The following is a 21,022-nucleotide window of genomic DNA, read 5'->3' as shown; positions in this document are numbered from 1 at the left end:
CACTATCGTTCTGGCGTGCACATTCGTTTTGACGTCCCCGCCGATCCCGCCTACCCGGGCCGCGTGGCCGCCGCGCTCAGCAGTGTCCGACTGCGCCGGTTCAGTCTCATCGGTGCCGTGCTGGCTGCGGTCGGGGTGGTCGCCTTCGTCGTCTCGCGGGGGTTCACGTGGGGCGACCGGGTCTCGTCGCTGTGCATAACGCTTGTCGTGGCTGGCGTGCTGTCGATGCTGTACGCGCCGTGGGTGCGGTGGCGCGCCCGGCGCCGCTCCGGTGGCTACGCCGTCGAGGGCGCGTACGACATCACCGACGACAACATCATGATGCGCAGCGGCTCGGAGTCCGGCGGCATCGCCTGGGACGGGGTCGCCGAGGTGAGGGACACCCCGGAGTTCTGGATCGTATTCGTCGACCGGATGCCGGCGACCGTGATCCCGCGCCGCCTGATGTCGGCCGAGGACGACGAAACGTTGCGAGCCTTCATGGCCGAACGCGGGCTGCTCCAGCCCCGCTGAGACGCAGAGCGGCCTCAGCGAGGGGTACGACGTCGACGAAGTGCCCAGACTCCCCCGACGACCGCCGCCGCCGTCGGCAGGAGACAACAGATCGACAGGACGGCCAGGTGCCACGGCTTGATTGCTCCCATGGCGGCGAGAGTAGACGTCCCCGCCAAACGCGGCTGACCCCCGCCGGTCAGGCCGCCGGTCGTCGGGCATCAGGTCGCCTCGGGCCGCCACCACGGTTCGAGCAGGGCCGGGTCGGCGACGTAGCTCCTGACCTGCGTGCGCTCCGGATCGGTCAACGTGAGCTCGCGCAGACGGGCTCCCCATTCGGGCACCCGATCGGTCTTGCCCAGCGCGACTGACAGTTCGATCAGCCCGGCGAGCGCCTTCGCCTGCTCGACCACCGGCGCGTCCTCGGCCCGCCGTCGCATCCCTGAGTCCAGCGCCCGGTAGGCCGCCCGGTCGTCCATCTTGAACTCGCGCAGGATCCGCGCGTTGTCGAGCACCCGGGCCAGCCCTTGCAGCTCCTTCGACCCGCCGTACTCCAGATCCTGCGGCTCGTCGCGCTGGATGAAGACGATGGAGTTTCCCGACGGGTCGACGACGGTGAACCGCGATGCCCCGGCACGGTAACGGGTCATCCGGGGCAGACCCTTGACCAGCACCTTGCCGTAGGTGCGGCGCATCGCCTCGGTGAACACGGCGTGGTACGGCGCGACCGCGTCGACCATCACGAGACAGCCGCCGGTAGTCTCCTTCGTCGGGTCCAGGTCCTTCGGCGTGGGGCCGTAGTGCAGTTGGAACCCGCTCCACGCGAAGGCCAGGTACACGTACGGCCGGGTCTGCTCGTAGGTCACGTCGAAGCCGAGGGCGCGCCAGAACGCCAAGGTCTCCTCGGGCGACACGCAGTGCAGCAACGGCACGGTGGTCTCGTTGGGGTGGACGCGGTCCTCGATGGTCGTCATGCCACTTCCGATCCCGTAGACAGGCCGGCCATTGTGCCAGCGTCGACGAGGTGTCGCGCGCCTTTCGTCTCCTACCCAGGGAGGAGGCGGCGCTCCGACCGCAGGCCGCAGGCGGGGCTCCCGGTCGGACGCGGTCGCCCGGTCCCGCCAGAAGCATCTACAGGCATGACCACTGTTCTGCGCCGGGCGGCACAGCACCGCCCCATGCTGCTCTTCGTCGCCGCGATGGCGGTGCTCGCTGTCGTCTCCGCGATCGGCGTCCTCGCCGACCCCCGCCTCGTCACCGGGGCACCGATCTGGCTCAAGCCGCTCAAGTTCGCCATGTCGTTCGTGCTGTACGGCACGACGCTGGCCTGGATGCTCTCCCTGCTGCCGCGCCGCAGCCGGATCGCGGAGTGGGCCGTCACGGTCATCGTCGCGATGGCGGTGATCGAGATGGTGATCATCGTCGCGCAGGTGATTCGGGGTACGGCCAGTCACTTCAACGACACGACGCCGCTGAACGCCGCCCTGTTCGGGGCGATGGGTGCGGCGATCATGGTGCTGTTCGCCGCGCACCTCGTCGTCGGGATCGTCGTGTTGATCCGGCGGATTGCCGACCGGGTCGCCGCGACCGCCGTCGGCTGGGGGCTCGGCCTGTCGCTGCTGGGCATGCTGGTGGCGGTGCCGATGACGCTGCCCACCCAGGATCCGGGCATCGAGGGGATCAGCGGAGCACACAGCGTGGGCGTAGCCGACGGCGGTGCGGGGCTGCCGCTGGTCGGCTGGAGCACCACCGGGGGTGACCTGCGGATCGGGCACTTCGTGGGTCTGCACGCCCTGCAGGTGCTGCCGATCCTGGCGATCCTGCTGGCCCGGTTCCTCGGCACGCGGCTGGACGACCGTACCCGCGCCCGGCTGCTGGTCGTCGCGGGCGCGGCGTACGGCGTACTCACGGTGTTGTTGACCTGGCAGGCCCTGCGCGGGCAGCCGCTGCTGCGCCCGGACGCCCTCACGCTGGCCGCCGCGGGGGCCCTGGTGGTCGCGACCGCGATCGCCACCAGACTGGTGCTGGCCCGTCGACGCCGACCGGAACTGGAGTTGGTCGCATGACCGCGACGCTGTTCACCCTGACGTTCGCGGTTGCCGCGCCGTTCTGGGTGCTGATGATCCTGCTGCCGCGCTGGTCGTGGACCGCCCGGATCATCGGTTCGCCGCTGATCGTGCTGCCGGCCGTGGTGATCTACGGGCTGCTGGTGGTCCCGGCGGTGGGCGAGGTGCTGCCGGCCGTGGCCGCACCGACCCTGGAGGGGGTGCGCGACCTGCTGGGCACCTCCGACGGCGCGGCGGCGGCCTGGGCGCACATGATCGCGTTCGATCTGTTCGTCGGTCGCTGGGCGTGGCTGGACAGCCGGGAACGGGGGGTGCCGGCGCTGGTCATGGCTCCGGTGCTGGTGCTGACCATCCTGCTCGGACCGCTCGGCCTGGCCGCCTATCTGGCGGTGCGGACCCGCTGGCAGGACCCTCGTGCCACCGGGCCGCAGCACCTAGGCTGACCCGGTGGGGTGGGCGGGACGACTGTTCGACGCGCGGGACACGCTCGTGCGGACGGTGCTGCTCGACCTCAGCGGGGTGGGCTACCTGGTCTTCGGCACCCAGGCCGGCCATCCGCCGACGGGGACACAGTGGATCCTTGCGGTCGCCGCGTTCGGGGTGGCCCTGCTGCTGCATCGTCGGCCGGTGGTCAACCTGGTGGTGCAGACGGCACTGCTCGCGGTCGCGATCTGCCTGGTCGACGACATCATGATCAACCAGGTGGGCGCAAGCTGGGCGCTGCTCGAGGTCACCATGCGGGCACGTCGCGCCCGCACCATCTGGCTGGCCGCCACGCTGCTGGCCGTGGTCGACCTGACCGACTCGATCGGCGACCCGCCCGGCAAGGTCGCGTCCGGCGTCGTCGGGCTGGCCCTGGAAGTCGGCGTACCGGTGCTGCTCGGGCTGGTCATCCGCACCAACCGGGAGCTCAGCCGGCAGGCCGTCGAGCGGACGGTGGCCGAGCAGCGCCGACGCGAGTCGGAGGGCCGGGCGGCCCGCGCCGACGAGCGCAGCGCCATCGCCCGCGAGTTGCACGACGTCGTCGCGCACCATGTGGCGTCGATGGTGCTGCGGGTCGGCGTGGCCCGGCACGTGCTCACCGACCTGGACCCCCGGGTGGACGAGGTGTTCGACGACGTGCACGGCACGGGCAGCGCCGCCCTGTCGGAGCTGCGCCGGCTGGTCGCGGTGCTGCGCGATCCCGATGGGGTACGCGGTGACGCGGCGCTGACCGCGATCGAGCCCTCGGCGCTCCCGGCGGCGCTCGGCGCGACAGTGGACCGTGCGCGCCGGGCCGGCATCACCGTGCAGGCCGACATCGACCCGGCTGTCGGCTCGCTCGACGCGGTGCGGGGCCTGGCGGTGCTGCGGCTGACCCAGGAGGCGCTGACCAACGTGGCCCGGCACGCCGGCCCGTCCGCGCTGGCGCAGCTGGTCGTCGCCGTCCAGGACGGGGCCGTGCACTGGGAGGTCACCGACGACGGCCACGGCGGCGGGCGCGGGTTGGCGCCGGGCAGCGCTGGGCGCGGCGGCCGGCCGGCGGTGGTGCCGGATGGCGGCGGGCACGGCATCACCGGCATGCGGGAACGTGTCGAGGTCCTCGGCGGCCGGCTGGAGGTGGGGCCGACCGATACGGGATGGCGGGTGCGCGCCGTCCTCCCGCACGTCGGGGCCGCCTCCGCCGCCGGAAAGCCGGTCGTGTCGCCGCCCCGGGTGGCGCCGGCCGGGTCACCCGCGCCCGAGCCCGAGCCCGCATGATCCGCGTCCTGCTGGTCGACGACCAGCACCTCATCCGCGCGGGCCTGCGCATGCTGTGCGAGGCGCAGCCCGACATCGAGGTGGTCGGCGAGGCCGACAACGGCCGGGAGGCGGTCCCCCTCGCCGCGCGGCTCGTCCCCGACGTCGTCGTCATGGACCTGCGTATGCCGGGCGTCGACGGGATCACCGCCACCACCCGCATCCTCGCCGAGCGGCCCGCCGCCCGCGTGCTGGTGCTGACCACGTTCGGCGACGACGACCATCTCTACCCCGCCCTCACCGCCGGTGCCTGCGGGTTCCTACTCAAGGACGCGCCCCCGACCGAACTGCTGGACGGCATCCGCCGGGCCGCCGCGGGCGACAGCCCGTTCAGCCCGGAGGTGCTGCAACGCCTCGTCCAGCGCGCGGTGCACGCCCGCGCCGGGACGCCGCGACCGGTGCGCGGCTTGACCGCCCGCGAGCAGGACGTGCTCACCCTGGTCGCCGAGGGCCTGACCAACGCCGAGATCGCCGAACGGCTGCACATCGGCGTCACCACGGTCAAGACCCACGTCACGAGCCTCATGACCAAGACCGACAGCCCCAATCGGGTACGCCTTGCCCTGTTCGCGCGCAGCCGCTGAGGGTTCGCCGGTCGGCGTGCCCGGATGACCTGCGTCTCGTGGCGGCGACGCCACGCTCCGGGCGTCCGGGCGGCGGATTACGGTGGCCCTCGCGCCACTCGGCCGGTCGCCAACGCGCGGTCCGCCAGCGGTGGCGGCGTCTACGAGAGGCGGGGTCGTGGCAGTGTCGTCCGAGCGGCGGGGTTGGCGGTGACGTCCGAGCCGGCCACCCGCAGTGTCCCGAGCGATCGACGCGACGTGGACGCGGCGGCGGCCGGAACGGACGTGCTCGTCACCGTGCGTGGGGGCACGCTGCGCGGCCGGCGAGCGGACGGGCTCACGGTCCTGCGGGGCGTCCGGTACGCCACCGCCGACCGTTTCGCGGCGCCGGTGCCGGAGCGGCAGTGGTCGGGGATCCGCGACGCGCGGGAGCATGGTGCCGTCAGCCCCCAACCTCCGGCCCGGGCCACGACAGCCGGCGGCTGGTGCGAGGTGGGCGTGCAGTCGGAGGACTGCCTGAACCTGACCGTCGTCACCCCGGCGGCCGACCGCGCCGCGCGGCCGGTGCTTGTCTGGCTGCACGGCGGCTCGTACCGTTCCGGCGCGGGATCCTGGGACCGCTACCGCACCGACCGGCTGGCCCGCGAGGGCGACGTGGTCGTGGTGAGCGTCAACTACCGGCTCGGGGCGCTCGGCTACCTGCGGGCGCCGGGCGTGTCCCCGGGCAACCTGGGTCTGCTGGACCAGATCGAGGCGTTGCGCTGGGTCCGCGACAACGCGGCCGACCTGGGCGGCGACCCGGCGAACGTGACAGTGGTGGGGCAGTCGTCGGGCGCCCACTCGGTGGCCTGCCTGCTCGGGGTGGAGCAGGCCCGACCGCTGTTCCGTCGGGTGGTGTTGCAGAGTCCACCGCTCGGTCTCGGGCTGGCCGGCGACGCCGCGGCCCGCCGGGTCGCCGACCGGTTCCTCGCCCGGCTCGGGCGGGATCCACGGCGGGCGTCCCTCACGGAGATCGTCGCCGCGCAGCAGCTGGCCGAGCGGGACGTGGCCGGGCGCAGCCGGTTCGGGCTCGCCCCGGCGTACCAGCCGGTGGCCGGTGTGTCTCCCCTGCCGGACGTGGCGGGTTGGCGGGCCGCCTGGCGCGCGGGCGCCCCGGGCCTTGAGGTGGTGCTGGGCACCACCCACCGCGAGATCGCCTACTTCCTGGCCGGTGGCCCGATCTCCCGGCGCGTGCCGCTGGTGGGTCGTGCCGTGGAGAACGGGGCGATCAGGCTGGGGACCCGGTCGGTCTTCACCCGGCCCACCCTGCGGTTCGGCAGGCAGTTGGCGCAGGCGGGCGCGCAGGTCTTCGCGTACCGCATCGACGGGCCGGCCCCGACATCGCCGTACCACGCCTGCCACTGCAGCGATCTTCCGCTGCTCTTCGGTGACGAGGCCGACTGGGCGCGGGCGCCGATGCTCGCCGGGCAGACCTGGGCCGAGGTGGCCGCGCGCGGCGGTCCGCTGCGCGCGGCCTGGCTGTCGTTCGCCACCGGCGGCGCGCAGGCGTTGACCGAGTGGGGCTGGGCGCCGTACGGCGGCCGGGGCGGCCGGATCCAGCGCTTCGGGTAGCTACGACCGCATCCGCCAGGACACGGCGATGACGAGCACGAGCGGCACGATCAGCAGCGCCGGTGCGACGACCGGTAGGTGCAGGGCGACCAGGGCGCCGATCGCGGCACCGGTCATCAGGGCCAGCAGGACGTGGGCCTTGGGCCGCAGGCTGCGCCACGGACTACGTGCGGCGACGCCGGCGATCAGGCTCGTGAGGGTGCCGGTGAGGTACGTGGACGACAGACCGGGTACGCCGAACCGTTGGATCGCACTGCTCTGCACGCCCAGCGCCACCGCGGACAGCATCAGCAGCGCGAGATGGACGCGCTCGTCGTGGGCGGGGAGGTTGACCTCCCAGACGACGAGGAACACGACGAACACCAGCAGTTCCAGGACCAGCGCCCAGGTGACCCGCCGTGGCCAGACCGGATCGTCCGGTTGCGCCGAGCCGACGACGCGAGCGCCCGCGAGGACGCCGACGATGAAGCTGAGGATGGCGCAGGCCGACGTCAGGGCCAGCTCGGCGTCGCCTCTGCCCGCCGAGAGTCCGACCAGGACCATGTTGCCGGTCATGACGCTGGCGAAGGCACCTCCGAGGGAGAGGAACCCGATGGCGTCGGCACACCCGGTCAGGAAGGTGAGCACGACGACGAGCGCCTGCCGTCGCCGCAGGAGGTGCTGGTCCCCCGCAGCGGCGAAGCGGGGGCGGATGACGCGGGGCGCTGTGCTCGGCACTGTCGGCTACCTCCCAAAATTGTTCTTCGTATACACTCGGTCGGGACACGTTCACGGAGAGGCAAACAGGTGGCTGAAGACCTGCGGGACAAGCTCGGCGCGCAACACCTGCCGCTACGCGATCAGGTCCTCGCCGCCCTGCGGACCGCCATCATCGACGGCGACTACCTCCCCGGGGAACGGCTCACCGAGGACCGGCTGGCCGAGGACTTCGGCGTCTCCCGTAACCCCGTCCGGGAGGCTCTGCGTGTCGCCGAGGCGGAGGGCTTCGTCGTGATCCTCCCCCGCCGGGGAGCCGTCGTCGCCTCACCGAGCAGCGGGACCATCGCCGACATGTTCGCCGTCCGCGAGCGCCTGGAGTCGCTGGCCGCCCGGCTCGCCGCCGAGCGGGCCACCCCGGCGGACGTGGCGGCCCTGCGTGCCCTGCTCGACCAGGGCCGCGAGGCGACGCAGCGACAGGACCTGGCCCGGGTCGCCGAGCTCAACAGCACACTGCACCTGCGCATCCTCCAGATCAGCGGAAACCCCTGGCTGTCGTCGATCGCCAAGTCGCTCTACCTCCATGTCCAGTGGGTGTTCCGGCTCGGGGCGGCCGAACGCGCACCACACTCGTGGGCCGAGCACATCCAACTCGTCGACGCCATCGAGTCGGGTGACGGTGACCGCGCCGAGCAGGCCGCGCTCATCCACCTCGCCGCGGCATCCGCCGCCGCCTTCGAGAACGCCGAGGGCGGATACGTGGCGGCGCACTAACGGCCGCACGCGTAGCCCTGCATCCCCCGGGGGTTCGCGCCGGCGGCGAGCACACCCGTGCCCGGGTCGCGGGTCACGGCACAGAGCCGACCGAGGCTCCACCCGTCGGTGACCCGCACCTCGTGCCCGTACGCCCGCAGGGCCGCCAGCACCCCCTCGTCGAGCCGGTCCTCCACCACCAGGACGCCGGGCTCCATGTCCCGTGGATAGAACGACCCCGGCAGGCTGACCGTGTGCCACGCGGGCGCGTCGATGGCCTCCTGCAAGGTCTGGCCGCCGACGAGATGCCGCAGCAGGAACGGCAACTGCCACTGGTCCTGCTGGTCGCCGCCGGGTGTGCCGCACGCCAGCACCGGCTCCCCGTCGCGGTGCACCATGGTCGGGCTCAACGTCGTACGCGGTCGGCGGCCCGGCGCCAACGACGAGGCGAGACCCTCCTCCAGCCAGAACATCTGCAACCTGCTGCCCAGCGGAAAGCCGAGTTCCGGAATCGTGGGCGAACTCTGCAACCAGCCACCACTGGGGGTCGCCGAGATCATGTTGCCCCAGCGGTCGACCACGTCCACGTGACAGGTGTCGCCACGGGTCACCCCGTCGGACTGCACCGTCGGCTCCCCCGTCGTCGGGTCCGCCGGGTCGGCGCGACGCCCGGCACCGGGCCGGACGTGGGCCGGCAGGTGGGGTTGCGCACCGTCGGGACGTCCCGGCCGCAGCTCCGCCGACGCCCGGTCACCGATCAGGGCGGCCCGCTCCCGCGCGTACTCCGCGGAGAGCAACGCCTTGGCGGGCACGTCGCCGTCGCCGTACCAGGCCTCCCGGTCGGCGAAGGAGAGCTTGAGCGCCTCGACCTGAGCGTGGATGCCGGCCGCGGTCGCCGCGTCGTACGCGCCGGGGTCGTCGAGCGCGTCGAGGGTGGCAAGCGTCTCCAGCAGCACCGGCCCCTGGCCCCAGAACCCAGTCTTCGCCACCGAGTAGCCGTGCCAGTCGAGGGTGGCGGGCGCCTCCCAGGACGCCGAGTACGCGGCCAGGTCGTCGCCGGTGACGAGCCCGGCGTGCGGTCGTCCACTGGAGTCCTGGAACGGCTGCCGGCTGAACCTGTCGATCGCCTCGGCGACGAAACCCGTACTCCAGGCCCGGCGGGCGGCCTCGATCTGCGCCTCCCGGTCGGCGCCGGCGGCCTGTCCCGCCTCGACCAGCCGTCGCAGGGTGTGCGCGTACGCCGGATTGGCGACCATCTCCCCCGCGGCCGGCGGCCGGCCGCCGCGCAGCCAGAGCGCGGCGGAGGTCGGCCAGTGCTCCTCGAACAGCGACCGCACGGCCGCCACGGTGTCACCGACCCGGCCCAGCAGCGGGTGGCCGGCGCCGGCGTAGCCGATCGCCGGCTCCAGCACCTCGGCGAGGGTGAGCGTGCCGTGCTCGCGCAGCAGCAGGAGCCAGGCGTCCACCGCACCGGGTACGGCCGCCGCGAGCGGCCCCGCGCCGGGGATGAGGTCCATCCCGAGGGACCGGAAATGGGCGATGGTGGCACCGGCCGGCGCAGGCCCCTGCCCGCACAGCACCTTCGGCCGCGGGTCCTCGGCGGTGGCCACGATGGCCGGCACCTCACCGCCCGGCCCGTTCAGGTGCGGTTCGACCACGTGCAGGACGAAGCCGGCGGTGACCGCGGCGTCGAAGGCGTTGCCCCCGCGTTCGAGGATGCCCATCGCCGCCTGGCTGGCGAGCCAGTGCGTCGAGGACACCATGCCGAAGGTGCCCTGCAGGGTCGGTCGGGTGGTGAACGTCATGACAACACCTCACTGGGGTCTGCGGTGCGTACGTCGGGGCCGGTGCCGTCCGGTTGGACCAGGTGACACGCGGCCATGCCGTCGCCGATCGCCGTCTGCGCCGGAACCTCCGTCGCGCACCTGTCGAACGCGAGCGGACACCGGGTGCGGAACCGGCAGCCGGACGGCGGGTCGAGCGCGGACGGCAGGTCGTCGCCGAGCAGCACCGGCTGCCGCTGCCGTTGGCGCACCGGGTCGGCCACCGGAGCGGCGGACAGCAGTGCCTGCGTGTACGGGTGCGCGGGCCGGGCGAAGATCCGCTCGCGGCTGCCCTTCTCGACGAGTTGGCCCAGGTACATGACGGCGATGTCGTCGGCCAGGTACTCGACGGCGGACAGGTCGTGGGTGATGAACAGGCAGGCGAACCCGATGTCGCGTTGCAGGTCGGCGAGGAGGTTGAGCACCGACGCCTGCACCGACACGTCGAGTGCGCTGGTGGGTTCGTCGGCGATGAGCAGCATGGGATCGGAGATCAGCGCGCGGGCGATGCTGACCCGTTGGCGTTGCCCGCCGGACAGCTCGTGGGGGTAGCGACGCGCCACCTCGGCGCGCAGACCGACCCGCTCCAGTTGCGGGGCGACGCGGGCGTCCCGGTCACGCCGTGAGAGCCGCCTGCCGGCCAGCCGCAGCGGCTCGGCGACGATCTCGCCGACCAGCATGCGCGGGTCCAGTGACGCGGCCGGGTCCTGGAAGACGATCGACACCGTGCTCCGGTGTGGGCGCAGCTGTCGTCGGGACAGGTGGGTGACGTCCGTCCCGGCGATCCGGACCGTCCCCGCGGTCGGCTCGACGAGCCGCACCACGCAGCGGCCCACTGTCGACTTGCCGGAACCGCTCTCCCCCACCAGGGCCGTGACCCGGCCTCGCGGGATCGTCAGGGACACCCCGTCCACGGCGCGGACCGGGCCGAAGTGCATCACCAGGTCCTCGATCTCCAGGGCGCTGGGCTGCGGCGTCATCGGTTCGCCTCCTCAGGTGCCATGGTGCAGGGGTGCCAACAGGCCGCGAGGTGGTCGGTGCCGCCGAACCCCGCCAGGGGCGGGGCGGCGTCACGGCACCGCGCGTCGGCGGCCGGGCAGCGGTCCGCGAACGTGCACGCGTCGGGCTGGGTCGACAGGACGGGCACCAGCCCGGGGATCTCCGTCAGCCGGTCCGTGCCGGCGTGCCGGCCCGGCTGCGGTGACGCCGACAGCAGCCCGGCGGTGTAGCGGTGGCGCGGGTAGGCGAACAGGTCGTTGACCGGCGCCCGCTCCACCACCCGTCCCGCGTACATGACGACGACCCGGTCGGCGATGTCGGCGATCACGCCGAGGTCGTGCGTGATGATGAGGACGCTGGTGCCGAGCCGGTCCCGCAGGTCCCGCAGCACCTGGAGGATGCCGGCCTGGACCGTGACGTCCAGCGCCGTCGTCGGCTCGTCGGCCACCAGCACCTTCGGGCCACAGGCCACCGCCATCGCGATCATCACGCGCTGGCGCATGCCCCCGGAGAGCTGGTGCGGGTACGTGTCGACCCGTTGGGCCGCGGACGGGATCCCGACGAGCGTCAGCAGCTCGACGGCACGGGCCCGCGCCGCCCGCCGGGACATCCGCTCGTGGACCTGGAGCACCTCCCCGATCTGCCGCCCGACGGTGAGCACCGGGTTCAAGGACGTCATCGGCTCCTGGAAGATGTAGGCGATCTCCTGGCCGCGTACCCGGCGCAGCGCCGACTCACGGGCGCCGACTAGTTCGGTGCCGTCGAGGCGTACGGAGCCGGTGATCCGGGCACTGCCGGGCAGCAGACCGGCGATGCTCATCGCGGTGACGCTCTTGCCGCACCCCGACTCGCCCACCATCCCGACGATCTCCCCGGGTGCGAGATCCAGACTGACGCCGTCGACCGCCGACACGGTGCCGGTCTCGGTGGGGAACGACACCGAGAGGTCGCGTATCGCCAGGACGGGCGCGGCAGTGCCCGCCGTGGCCGTGGCGCCTGCGGTGGCCGTGGTCATCGTCGGTCTCCCTTCGGGTCGAGGGCGTCGCGGAGGGCATCGCCGAAGACGTTGAACGCCAGCGCGAGACCCATGATCACGACACCGGGGAGGACCGCCGCCCACGGCGCTCGGGCGGCGAACTGCTGGGCGGTGGCCAGCATGGTGCCCAGACTGGGCGCCGGGGGTTGGATGCCGAGGCCGAGGAACGACAGCACGGCCTCGCCGAGGATCGCGGCCGGGATCGCGACAGTGGCCTGCACCAGGATCACCGACGTCGCGTTCGGCAGGATGTGCCGGGCCAGCACCCACAGGTCACTCGCCCCGTCCACGACGGCCGCCGCGACGAAGTCCAGCGACTTGAGGCGCAGCGTGTCCGAGCGGACGACCCGGATCACCCCGGGGATCTGGGCGATGCCGATGGCCACCGCGGCGTTGCCGAGGCTGGCACCCCGAATGGCCGCCAGCCCCACCGCCATGATCAGAAACGGAAACGCAAGCAGCAGGTCGGTGAAGCGCGAGATCACGGCGTCCCAGGCCCGGAAGTAGCCGGCCGCGAGGCCGAGCGGCACCCCGATGACCAGGGAGGTGGCCACCGCCAGGAGCCCCACCTGCAACGACGCCCGCGCGCCGAGCATGATGCGGGAGAGGACGTCGCGACCGAGGTCGTCGGTGCCGAGCACGTGCCCGGGCGTGCCGGGAGGTGCGAACGTACGGGCGAAGTCGGTCTGGTCGACGGAGTACGGCGCGATCCACGGCGAGAGCAGCGCGATGACGGCCGCGAGCGCGAGCACGACGAAGCTCACGACAGCGAGCGGATTGCGGCGCAACCGGCGCAGCACGCGGGCGCGCCGGGTGACGCTGACGGCGGTCTCCGCCATCGGTACGGTGAGGACGGTCATGCCGGATCTCCCGTCACCCGGATCCGTGGATCGATGACCGAGTAGAGCAGGTCCACGAAGAAGTTGATCACGATGTAGGCCGTCGCGGTGAGCAGGACGACGGCCTGGATCACCGGGTAGTCCCGTTGGAACACCGCGTCGATCGTCATCTTGCCGAAGCCCGGCAGCCCGAAGATCTGCTCGGTGACGACCGCTCCCGAGATCAGACCTCCGAGTTGCAGACCCACGACGGTCACCACCACGATGAGGCTGTTGCGCAGGGCGTGCCGGGTGATGACGGCACGAGGTCGCAGGCCCTTCGCCTTCGCCGTCCGCACATAGTCCGAGGAGAGCGAGTCCAGCATCGCCGACCGGGTCTGCCGCATGATGATGGCGGCGAGGCCGGTCCCGAGGATCACCGCCGGCAGGACGATGTGGTGCAGGTTGTCCACGGGATCCTCCAGGATCGGCACGAAGCCGGAGGCGGGGAACAGCCCGGTCGCCACGGACAGGTAGAGGATCGCGAGCAGCCCGAGCCAGAAGTGCGGCACCGACAGGCCGATCAGGGCCAGGCCGTTGGCCGCCCACTCCGCCGGGCGCCCGCGGCGTACGGCCGCGAGCACCCCGGCGCCGACGCCGAGCGCCGTGGCGATGAGGATCGCCAGGACGGCGAGTTCGACGGTGACCGGCAGGGCTGTCGTCAGCATCGACGAGACAGGCGTTCCGGTCCGGATCGACACCCCGAAGTCGCCCTGCGCCATGCGTTCCACGTACTGCGTGAACTGCAGGGGCAACGGCTGGTCCAGCCCGTAGTGGCGACGGATGGCCTCCAGCGCCTCCGGTGACCGGTCCTCCCCCGCCAGCGCGAGGGCCGGATCACCGGGGAGCGCCCGGACGCCGAAGAACACCACGATCGTCGACAACAGCAGGGTCAGCGCCGACTGCCAGGCGCGGGTGAGGAGATACCGGGCCACGGCGACCTACTTGGTGAAGCCGGCGAAGGCCGCGCGGATCACGCCGTCCGGGAACACCTGCAGACCCTGGATCTGCTTGCTGACGGCGGTGAGGTTCCGCTGCCGGTAGAGGTAGATCAGCGCGTCGTCCTGCTGAAGGAGGGTGACCGCCTGCCCGTACAGCTTCTTGCGCTCCTCGACGTCGCCGGCCTGGCGGGCCTGGGTCAGCAGGGTGTCGAGCTGGGGGTTGCTGTAGCCGGAGACGTTCTGGCTGGCGCCGGTGCCGACGAAGTTCGTGATGTTGGCGTCCGGGTCGATGCGCCCACTCCAGCCGAGCTGCAACAGCTCGAAGTTGCCACGGTCCTGCTCGTCGAGGAGCGACGAGTACTCCACCGGGTTGATCTTCAGCTCGAATCCACCGTCCTTGAGCATGGACTGCAACGCCTGCGCGAGGCGCAACGTGTCGGGGGTGTTCGACGCGAGCATCGTGATCTCGTACGGCATCTGCACGCCCGCCTCGGTGAGGAGCTGCTTCGCCTTGGCGGGGTCGTGCGCCGGGCAGGTCTGCGCCTCCGGCGACGAGAACGGGCTGGCGGGCGAGATGGGCGAGCAGGCGGCGGTGTGTACGCCGTTGAAGACGGCGTCGACCAGGGCCTTGCGGTCGATCGCGTGCTCGAAGGCCTGCCGCACCTTGGCGTTCTGGGCGAGGGGGCGGTTGATCGGCTTGGGCGCGGTGCCGACACCGTCGACGTTGCCGATGTTGATGGTGAGGCCCTGGTAGCCCAGCGACTGCGACTGGAGGACCGACACGGAGGATTCCTGTCGCAGGGAGGCGACGTCCTGGGTGGAGATGCTGTCGGCGACCTGGGCGTCGCCGGAGCGCAGGTTGGCGGCGCGGATGCTCGCGTCGCTGAGGATGCGCCACGAGATGGCGTCGAGGTGCACCTTGTCAGCCTCGTAGAAGTTCGGGTCCCTCACCACGTCGATCGAGTTCTGCGGCACCCGCTTGGCGAACTTGAAGGGGCCGACGCAGACCGGCGCCGAGGCGAAGTCGTCGCCGAGGCTCTGCAACGCCTTGGCGCTCATGATCATGCCGGCCCGGTCGGCGAGAGCGCCGAGCAGGGGCGCGAACGGCTGCTTCAGCCGCAGGACGACGGTCTGCGCGTCCGGGGTGTCGACGCCGTCGATGGGACCGAGTTCGCTCTTGCGCGCCGACCGGTCGTTGGTGAGGTGACGCTGGAGGGTGGCCTTCACCGCGGCCGAGTCGAACGGCGTGCCGTCCGCGAAGCGCACGCCCTGACGCAGCGCGATGGTCACCGTCCGGCCGTCACCGCTCGTCGTGGGCAGGGCTGTCGCGAGCTGCGGTACGACCTGCGCCTGCTCGTTGACGTCGTAGAGCTTCTGGCACATCGCCTGGAAGACGTAGCGGGAGTAGAGGCTCCGCGACAGCGTCGGGTCCAGGGCGTCGGGCTCGGCGGAGAGGGCGATGACCAGCTTGCCGCCCTGTTTGACGGCGGCGGGGTCGGCCGGCGTACCGAAGGAGTCCTGGCCGGTCGACTGGTCGTCGCCGGACTGGTCGTCGCTCCCGCTGTTCGACACCGGTGAGCAGGCAGCGACCGCGCAGACGACAGCGGCCGCCGCCACCGCGACCCGGAGTAAACGGCGGCGCGGCAGGCTCGTTTCGCTGACGGAGAGGTTCGTCATGGAGAGCTCCTCGAGTGGGCGATTCGGGGAGCGTATGTTGTATACGATGACTGCCGCAAGACCTCCGTGACTGCCTCTCGACGCCTCTTTCGCGCCCGGTGTGGGCGCGTCCGCGTGGGCGATCCGACCACCACACCGACCGACCAACCGGAGGTGAGCCGGCAGATCAACCTGCGGATCGCGCTGCGGGCTGGGCCGGACCGCGGCGCACAAGGCTGAGCAGGACGAGGAGTGCGAGCACCGCCACCACCGCGCTGAAGATCCCGCCAGCGGGACGCAGACCGACCACCTGGATCAGCAGGCCGACCCCGACCGCGGGCACGCCGAGCATGGCGAACAGGATGGCGAAGAAGGTCGACACCGCCGCGGCCTGATGCTGCGGCGCGGTCTTCATCGTGATCGTCGCGATGCCGTCACCGACCGCCACCCCGGACGCGACCCCGATGACCGCCGCGCTGGCGGCGAGCGTCACCAGCGCGGGCATCCACATGCTGAACGCGAGCAGGCCGGCCCCGACGATCAGGCCGGCGCAGGCGCTGGCCAGCGCGGCGCGCGAGGACAGGACGCGGGTCAACAGCTGACCGAACGCGGCGCCGGCGAAGGCCACGAAGACCACCAGCGCGGCGAGGGTGTGCGACGTCTCGCGCAGGACCATCCCGAGGAACAGCCCACTCACCGACGTGAGCACCCCGAGCGCGGCGAAGCCCGCACCAGCGGTGATCGCGGAGCGGACGAAGGCGCCGCGAATGTTCGCCGGCACGTACAGCCGCTGGATCCGCAGGATCACCGGCGAGCGCTCCCGGACCGTCTCCGGTACGCCGCGCAGCGCCAGGATCGCGACCACCGCCAGGACCAGCACGATGGCCCAGGGCAGCCGGAGCGGCTCGGGCGCCACATCCGACACGACCCCGGCCAGCAGGGTGCCGGTGGCGAGACCACCCAGGTTGGCGAAGATCGACACGGTGGCGGCTCGCCTCGGATGCCGCGGGCCGATCAGCTCTGCCAGCGCGGCGGTCGCCGCTCCGATGATCAGCGCGGCGGAGAGACCGGCGATCACTCGACCCACGATGATCATCGCCAGGTCCACGGCGCCCAGGAACACGGCGTCCGCGGCCACGGAGAGGAGCAGCGCGGCGAGGATGACGGGGCGCCGGCCGATCTGGTCGGACAGCCGGCCGAAGACCAGCAACCCGACGACCACCCCCAGCGCGTACAACGCGTAGACCACGGTCACGGTCAACGACGAGAAGCCGAACTCCATCTCGTAGAGCGGGTAGAGCGGGGTCGGCACGGTGGTGCCGACGAGCGTGATCCAGAACGCGAACGCGACCCGCACCGCAGCGGAGGTGGAGCTGGGCCGTGCCGTCGCGCCGTCCGCCTGGCTGGCGTTGGACATGATCAGTCCCTCCGGCTCGACACCTGCCGCGAGGCACCGCCCGCACCCTCTCGTCGCGGCGCCCGACCCCGCGTACAGCATGGGTCTTGACCTTGACGGAGGGTGCGGTTACGGCCCTTAAACGCCCACATCAGGTGGCACGATCCAGCCCCACCGCGTACTCCTAGCTGACGGCCGAGTTGTACGCCTGCGCCGTCACCTTCACCTGACGGGCGAGGCCGGCCCGCGCGGGCCAGGAGATCCGCACCTCGCGGGTCTCCCCCGGCAGGAGCCAGAAGTAGTTGTCGTCGTAGCGGGCCGGGAGAACCCGCTTACCGTGCTGGTCGCGCACGGCGAGCCGAACCAGCGCCGCGACCGTGCGGCCCTGGTTGCGGACCGTCGTGGTGACCGTGTTCCGGCCGTCCACGACGCGTACCGTGCTCGACGACGTCGACAGTCGGGTGCTCGGCACGTCGTTGAGCACCCGCATCTGCTCGGAGTTGTCGTACCGCCAGTAGGTGTTGTCCGCCAGCAGGCGGTCGCGGCTGTCCCGCAGCTCCAGCCGGACCAGGTGCAGCCCGCCACCGTCGGGCGCGGCGAGCGGGAAGACCGGCGTCGTGGCCGAACGGGCGACGTCCACCCGCTGACGCTGCGGCGTACCCAGTGATCGGCCGTTGAGGTCGTAGCGGCGGGCGGTGACCGTGATGCCGCCCAGCGCCTCGGCGGTGTGGTTGACCACCCGTACCTGCCAGGTGCCCGGGTCGGCCTGGACGTGCACCGGTTCGCAACCCTTGCGGGCGCCGTAGTAGGCGCCGTTCACGTCGAGGTCGTAGTCGTAGGTCTGCCACACCGTGCTGTGCCACGCCGGGTGCGACATCCACAGCAGCAGGCCGGTGGCGTCCTGCCACAGGTTGGCGTTCCACGCCTCGAACATGGCGCGGTGGCTCTCGTAGTTGACGAACTGCGCCCGCGTGGCGAACTCGTCGAGGGAGACGGACTCGCCGAGCCGCGCGTCGATCGCCGCCTGGTACGTGCCGACGCGCTGGTTACCGATGGTCGACCAGTCGTGGTAGTTCCACACCTCGCCGGCCGGCCACTCCGGCGCGTCACCGACCAGGTTGCGCATGCTCTCGACCACCGACACCACCGGCATGCCGATCTCGGTGTGGAAGCCGAAGGAGTCGGCCTCGTACATCTTCACGTCGGTGTAGGTCGTCGGGTCGACCCAGTGGTAAGGCCCGCGCCCGCTCACGATGCCGCTGGCGGAGTTGGGGATGTAGAGAATCTCCGGGTGTTCCGTGGTGACGGCCGCCTTGAGGCCGGCGTCGACGATCGGCGGCGGGTCGCCCTCGTTGGCGCCGCACCAGACCACGATGCTCGGATGGTGGCGGAAACGCCGGATGGTGTCGGCGGCGATGTCGACGTAGCCGGGCGGGTTGGGCAGGAACCCGCCGGCCTGCCAGAAGTCGTTCCAGACCAGGATGCCCTGCTCGTCGCAGGCCTGGTACAGCTCCTCGCGGTTGCTGCTGCCGAGCCAGTTGCGGATCATCGTGAAGTTCATGTCGCGGTGCATCTCGACCGTGTCCGCGAGCCGGTCGGGCAGCACCCGGCGCAGCAGTTCGTCCCAGCCCCAGTTGCCACCCCGGGCGAACACCGGCACGCCGTTGACGCTGATCTTCAGCTCAGTGATCTTGTTGCTGACCGACTTCACGTCGGTCCACCGCTGCCCGTCGTTCGAGACCTGGATGACGAAGTCGCGGGCGTACGCCTGCTCCCAGACGATCGTGACCTGGTCGAAGCTGACCGGCTTGCCGAGGTCGACCTGAATCCACTGGTTGTCCTCGAACTTCGACGACCACCGGGTGCGGGGGTTGCCGTCGACGGCCCGGTCCGGGCCGTTCGAGTCGCCGTCGAACGACGACGCGGTGGCGGTGGCGCGCAGGGCCAGGTCGACGCCCGGCTCGGCCTGCCGCTGCACGGTGAGCGCCCACATGGACACTCCCCACGACGTCGCCCGCGAGCCGGTCTGGATGCGCAGGTGCTGGGCGGTCTGGGCGGTGAACGTCTCCACCTGGGTGGCGCGGCTGCCGAGCGGCGTGTCGTTGCTGACCGAGGTCACGTCGGTCCAGGTGTCGCCGTCGACGGAGACCTGGACGCGGTAGTCGAGCGCGTACGCCTGCTCCCAGACGATGGTGACCCGGTCGACGTCGACCGTCGCGCCGAGGTCGACCTGGATCGACTGGTTGTCCTCGGCATGTGAGGCCCAGCGGGTCGCGGGGTTGCCGTCGACAGCCTTGTCGGGCCCGTTGGCGTCGTTCTCCGAGGACGACGCGGTGGCGTCCCGGCGCAGGGCGAGATCCGGGCCGGTGCCGTCGGCGACCGACAGCGACCACATCGAGATGCCCCACCCGGTGGCGCGCTGGCCGGCCTGGATGCGTACGTGCCGGGCGCGCTGCCGGGCGAACGTGACGGTCTGGGTCGCGGCGCCGTCGACGAACTCCAGCGGCGGCTTACCGGGCGGTGAGATCACGATCGGCTGGTGCCAGTCGTAGGCGAACTCGCGGATGCCGAACCGGAGCTGGCGCCTGTCGCTGACCGCGCGCTTGACGGTGGCGGTGAGCGTGAGGTCGTACAGGTGGGGTTCGCCGTAGCCGTTGGGCCACCACAGCCGGGGGTTGCGCAGGCGCAGCTCACGGAAGCGCTCCGGCGTGAAGGTGACGATCGTGTCGCCGCCGGCGGGAACGGTGACCGTGGACTCGACGCGTACCTTGTCGAACTCGGCGCGGACGGTGACCGTGGTGGCGGTGGCCGCCGCGTTGCGCACCGGGACCCGGATGGTGACCTCGGCGGTACGGGTGTCCGGCAGGTCGGGCAGCGTGGTCTGCACGTGGGGGTCGCCGACGACCACGGCGCCGGTGCTGCGCAGCCGGACGTGGTCCCAGAGGCCGGTGACCCGGTCGCGGACGGCGGGCATCCAGTCCCACCCGGACACGGCCAGGTAGGTCGGCGCGTCGAGGTAGTGGTGGGCCGACTGGAGGAAGGTACGACCGTCGGTGCCCTTGTCGCCGGGCGTGCCCGCGTGCGGCATCGGGGTGACCCGGACGGCGAGGACGTGCTCGCCCCGGTGACCGGCCAGGGCGTCGGTGATGTCGAAGGCCGCCCGCGCGAAGGGGTGCTTCACGCTGCCGACGTGCACGCCGTTGACCCAGGCGGTGGCCTCGTGGTTGATGCCGTCGAATTCGAGCCAGATTCGACGACCGGCCGAGGTGTCCAGGCCGCGCGGCAGGCGCAGCGCCCGCCGGTACCACCAGGTGTGCCGGGACAGCGCCTCCGGGATGCGCAGGTTGTTGAAGCCGGCCACCGGGTCGGGCAGGTGGCCCTGGTCGACAAGCGTTCCCAGCACGGTGCCGGGGACGGTGGCCGGCAACCAGGACCGGACGTCGACGCCAGCGCGGGAGAGTTCGGCGCCGTCGGCGGTGCCCGCGAAGTCATCCATCGTCAGCGACCAGCCCGACTCCAGCGGGACCGTGCCGTCGGCGGCCACCGTCAGCTCGGGTGCGGGGCCGGTGTTGCCGCCCTCCCAGCTGGTCCAGCCCTCGGCCTTCGGCCGGCCCGCCAGAGGAACGCCGTAGACCTGGAACCCGTTCAGGCCCACCGGGTTGCTGTTCGAGCGTTTCGTGGCCGTCATGCGGATCCAGCGCGCGGTGACCGGCTGCGACAGCTTGATGGCCTGCACACCGCCCTGGCCCTCGGTGGTCTCGTACACCGACCGCCAGTCACGGCCGTCGGTGGAGACCTCGATCCGGTACGCCGTCGCCGCGCTGGAGAGGATCTCGTCGCCGTCGGTGTCGGTGTAGTTGCCGTCGAACGGCCCGTCGGTGAGCGTGGCCTCGAAGACCAGGTTCACGGCCTCGATGCGACAGGGAGCCTGCAGATCCACCGAGATCCACTGTGGATCGCTGTTGGCGGCCCGCCATCCACTCCCCCGTACCCCGACCTGCGGCAGTCCGTCCACGGCGAAAGAGGCCGGCGTCGGCGCGTAGTCGGTCGAGGAGGCCGCCACCGGGCGGTACCGGGCAAGGTCGGTGGGCGCCGGGGTGCCGGGTGGCGGCGGAGTCGCCGGAGCGGCGGCCGCGACGGCGTCCGGTAGGACCGCGGTCACCCCGACCGACGCCAGCAGCGTGGCTCCGGCGGAGAGGAAGGTACGCCGCGACAGGGGCGATGGGTCGGACATCTTGCCTCCAGAGATGACAACGCTGTCAGGCGTGGTCTGCGTGGTCTGTGACAACGTTGTCAGATGGTGGCCCCACGTTTCGTGAGAGTCAAGAGCTTG

At 71.9% G+C, this 21,022-nt stretch carries 17 protein-coding genes; 7 read left to right on the top strand and 10 right to left on the bottom strand.

The window, feature by feature from the left end:
- The first annotated feature begins 15 nt into the window (after positions 1–15).
- Positions 16–513 (top strand): YcxB family protein, encoded by a 498-nt coding sequence (locus tag ABZ780_RS02935; RefSeq protein WP_357483538.1) that lies wholly within the window; start codon positions 16–18, stop codon positions 511–513.
- A 200-nt stretch (positions 514–713) separates the two neighbouring features.
- Here the strand turns inward: ABZ780_RS02935 and ABZ780_RS02930 are convergent, their stop codons facing one another.
- Positions 714–1,466 carry a glyoxalase gene (locus ABZ780_RS02930; RefSeq protein WP_357483535.1) on the bottom strand — a complete coding sequence of 251 codons (753 nt, stop codon included), beginning with the start codon at positions 1,464–1,466 and terminating at the stop codon, positions 714–716.
- Positions 1,467–1,631: 165 nt separating this feature from the next.
- Here ABZ780_RS02930 and ABZ780_RS02925 point away from each other — a divergent pair, with 165 nt between their 5' ends.
- The 5 genes from ABZ780_RS02925 (at position 1,632) to ABZ780_RS02905 (ending at position 6,511) form a co-directional block, all read left to right on the top strand.
- A complete protein-coding gene (locus tag ABZ780_RS02925) occupies positions 1,632–2,558 on the top strand; it encodes a hypothetical protein (protein WP_357483532.1) in 927 nt (308 codons plus the stop codon).
- The gene (locus ABZ780_RS02920) at positions 2,555–3,001 is read left to right on the top strand and encodes an ABA4-like family protein (RefSeq protein ID WP_357483529.1); all 447 of its coding nucleotides are present in this window, start codon (positions 2,555–2,557) and stop codon (positions 2,999–3,001) included. The genes ABZ780_RS02925 and ABZ780_RS02920 overlap by 4 nt, the downstream gene beginning before the upstream one ends.
- 4 nt (positions 3,002–3,005) lie before the next feature.
- Positions 3,006–4,298, top strand: coding sequence for a histidine kinase (locus ABZ780_RS02915; protein WP_357483527.1), 1,293 nt, complete (start codon positions 3,006–3,008; stop codon positions 4,296–4,298).
- On the top strand, positions 4,295–4,921 hold the full coding sequence (locus tag ABZ780_RS02910; protein ID WP_356999850.1) for a response regulator transcription factor: 627 nt from the start codon (positions 4,295–4,297) through the stop codon (positions 4,919–4,921). Before ABZ780_RS02915 ends, ABZ780_RS02910 begins: the two co-directional genes overlap by 4 nt.
- Positions 4,922–5,110: 189 nt before the next feature.
- Positions 5,111–6,511: a carboxylesterase family protein gene (locus ABZ780_RS02905; protein WP_357483525.1), complete on the top strand. Its 1,401-nt coding sequence runs from the start codon at positions 5,111–5,113 to the stop codon at positions 6,509–6,511.
- Here ABZ780_RS02905 and ABZ780_RS02900 read toward each other — a convergent pair whose 3' ends face one another.
- Entirely contained in the window at positions 6,512–7,228 is a 717-nt protein-coding gene (locus ABZ780_RS02900; protein WP_357483522.1) for a YoaK family protein, read from the bottom strand.
- A 69-nt stretch (positions 7,229–7,297) separates the two neighbouring features.
- Here ABZ780_RS02900 and ABZ780_RS02895 point away from each other — a divergent pair, with 69 nt between their 5' ends.
- The gene (locus ABZ780_RS02895; protein ID WP_356999841.1) at positions 7,298–7,981 is read left to right on the top strand and encodes a GntR family transcriptional regulator; all 684 of its coding nucleotides are present in this window, start codon (positions 7,298–7,300) and stop codon (positions 7,979–7,981) included.
- Here the strand turns inward: ABZ780_RS02895 and ABZ780_RS02890 are convergent.
- From ABZ780_RS02890 to ABZ780_RS02855, 8 genes are all read right to left on the bottom strand, one after another.
- Positions 7,978–9,765: a gamma-glutamyltransferase family protein gene (locus tag ABZ780_RS02890; protein WP_356999839.1), complete on the bottom strand. Its 1,788-nt coding sequence runs from the start codon at positions 9,763–9,765 to the stop codon at positions 7,978–7,980. The two genes, ABZ780_RS02895 and ABZ780_RS02890, sit on opposite strands and share 4 nt — an antisense overlap.
- Entirely contained in the window at positions 9,762–10,763 is a 1,002-nt protein-coding gene (locus ABZ780_RS02885) for an oligopeptide/dipeptide ABC transporter ATP-binding protein (protein WP_357483519.1), read from the bottom strand. The genes ABZ780_RS02890 and ABZ780_RS02885 overlap by 4 nt, the downstream gene beginning before the upstream one ends.
- Entirely contained in the window at positions 10,760–11,797 is a 1,038-nt protein-coding gene (locus ABZ780_RS02880) for an ABC transporter ATP-binding protein (RefSeq protein ID WP_357483516.1), read from the bottom strand. Before ABZ780_RS02880 ends, ABZ780_RS02885 begins: the two co-directional genes overlap by 4 nt.
- Complete coding sequence (locus tag ABZ780_RS02875) at positions 11,794–12,678, bottom strand: ABC transporter permease (protein WP_357483514.1); 885 nt, start codon at positions 12,676–12,678, stop codon at positions 11,794–11,796. Before ABZ780_RS02875 ends, ABZ780_RS02880 begins: the two co-directional genes overlap by 4 nt.
- The gene (locus tag ABZ780_RS02870; RefSeq protein ID WP_356999829.1) at positions 12,675–13,631 is read right to left on the bottom strand and encodes an ABC transporter permease; all 957 of its coding nucleotides are present in this window, start codon (positions 13,629–13,631) and stop codon (positions 12,675–12,677) included. Before ABZ780_RS02870 ends, ABZ780_RS02875 begins: the two co-directional genes overlap by 4 nt.
- A 6-nt stretch (positions 13,632–13,637) precedes the next feature.
- On the bottom strand, positions 13,638–15,314 hold the full coding sequence (locus ABZ780_RS02865; RefSeq protein WP_357483511.1) for an ABC transporter substrate-binding protein: 1,677 nt from the start codon (positions 15,312–15,314) through the stop codon (positions 13,638–13,640).
- A gap of 166 nt (positions 15,315–15,480) precedes the next feature.
- Positions 15,481–16,710 (bottom strand): MFS transporter, encoded by a 1,230-nt coding sequence (locus ABZ780_RS02860; protein WP_357483508.1) that lies wholly within the window; start codon positions 16,708–16,710, stop codon positions 15,481–15,483.
- A gap of 163 nt (positions 16,711–16,873) precedes the next feature.
- Positions 16,874–20,923, bottom strand: coding sequence for a discoidin domain-containing protein (locus ABZ780_RS02855; protein ID WP_357483505.1), 4,050 nt, complete (start codon positions 20,921–20,923; stop codon positions 16,874–16,876).
- Between the last annotated feature and the right edge of the window lie 99 nt (positions 20,924–21,022).

The sequence above is a fragment of the Micromonospora sp. NPDC047467 genome (assembly GCF_040643095.1).
Taxonomy (GTDB): domain Bacteria; phylum Actinomycetota; class Actinomycetes; order Mycobacteriales; family Micromonosporaceae; genus Micromonospora.
This window is presented reverse-complemented; position numbering and strand designations above follow the sequence as displayed.

Coding starts and splice junctions, on each gene's coding strand:
- ABZ780_RS02930 (WP_357483535.1), bottom strand. CDS start 1,466: ATGACGACCATCGAGGACCGCGTCCACCCCAACGAGACCACCGTGCCG.
- ABZ780_RS02925 (WP_357483532.1), top strand. CDS start 1,632: ATGACCACTGTTCTGCGCCGGGCGGCACAGCACCGCCCCATGCTGCTC.
- ABZ780_RS02920 (WP_357483529.1), top strand. CDS start 2,555: ATGACCGCGACGCTGTTCACCCTGACGTTCGCGGTTGCCGCGCCGTTC.
- ABZ780_RS02910 (WP_356999850.1), top strand. CDS start 4,295: ATGATCCGCGTCCTGCTGGTCGACGACCAGCACCTCATCCGCGCGGGC.
- ABZ780_RS02890 (WP_356999839.1), bottom strand. CDS start 9,765: ATGACGTTCACCACCCGACCGACCCTGCAGGGCACCTTCGGCATGGTG.
- ABZ780_RS02885 (WP_357483519.1), bottom strand. CDS start 10,763: ATGACGCCGCAGCCCAGCGCCCTGGAGATCGAGGACCTGGTGATGCAC.
- ABZ780_RS02880 (WP_357483516.1), bottom strand. CDS start 11,797: ATGACCACGGCCACCGCAGGCGCCACGGCCACGGCGGGCACTGCCGCG.
- ABZ780_RS02875 (WP_357483514.1), bottom strand. CDS start 12,678: ATGACCGTCCTCACCGTACCGATGGCGGAGACCGCCGTCAGCGTCACC.
- ABZ780_RS02865 (WP_357483511.1), bottom strand. CDS start 15,314: ATGACGAACCTCTCCGTCAGCGAAACGAGCCTGCCGCGCCGCCGTTTA.
- ABZ780_RS02860 (WP_357483508.1), bottom strand. CDS start 16,710: ATGTCCAACGCCAGCCAGGCGGACGGCGCGACGGCACGGCCCAGCTCC.
- ABZ780_RS02855 (WP_357483505.1), bottom strand. CDS start 20,923: ATGTCCGACCCATCGCCCCTGTCGCGGCGTACCTTCCTCTCCGCCGGA.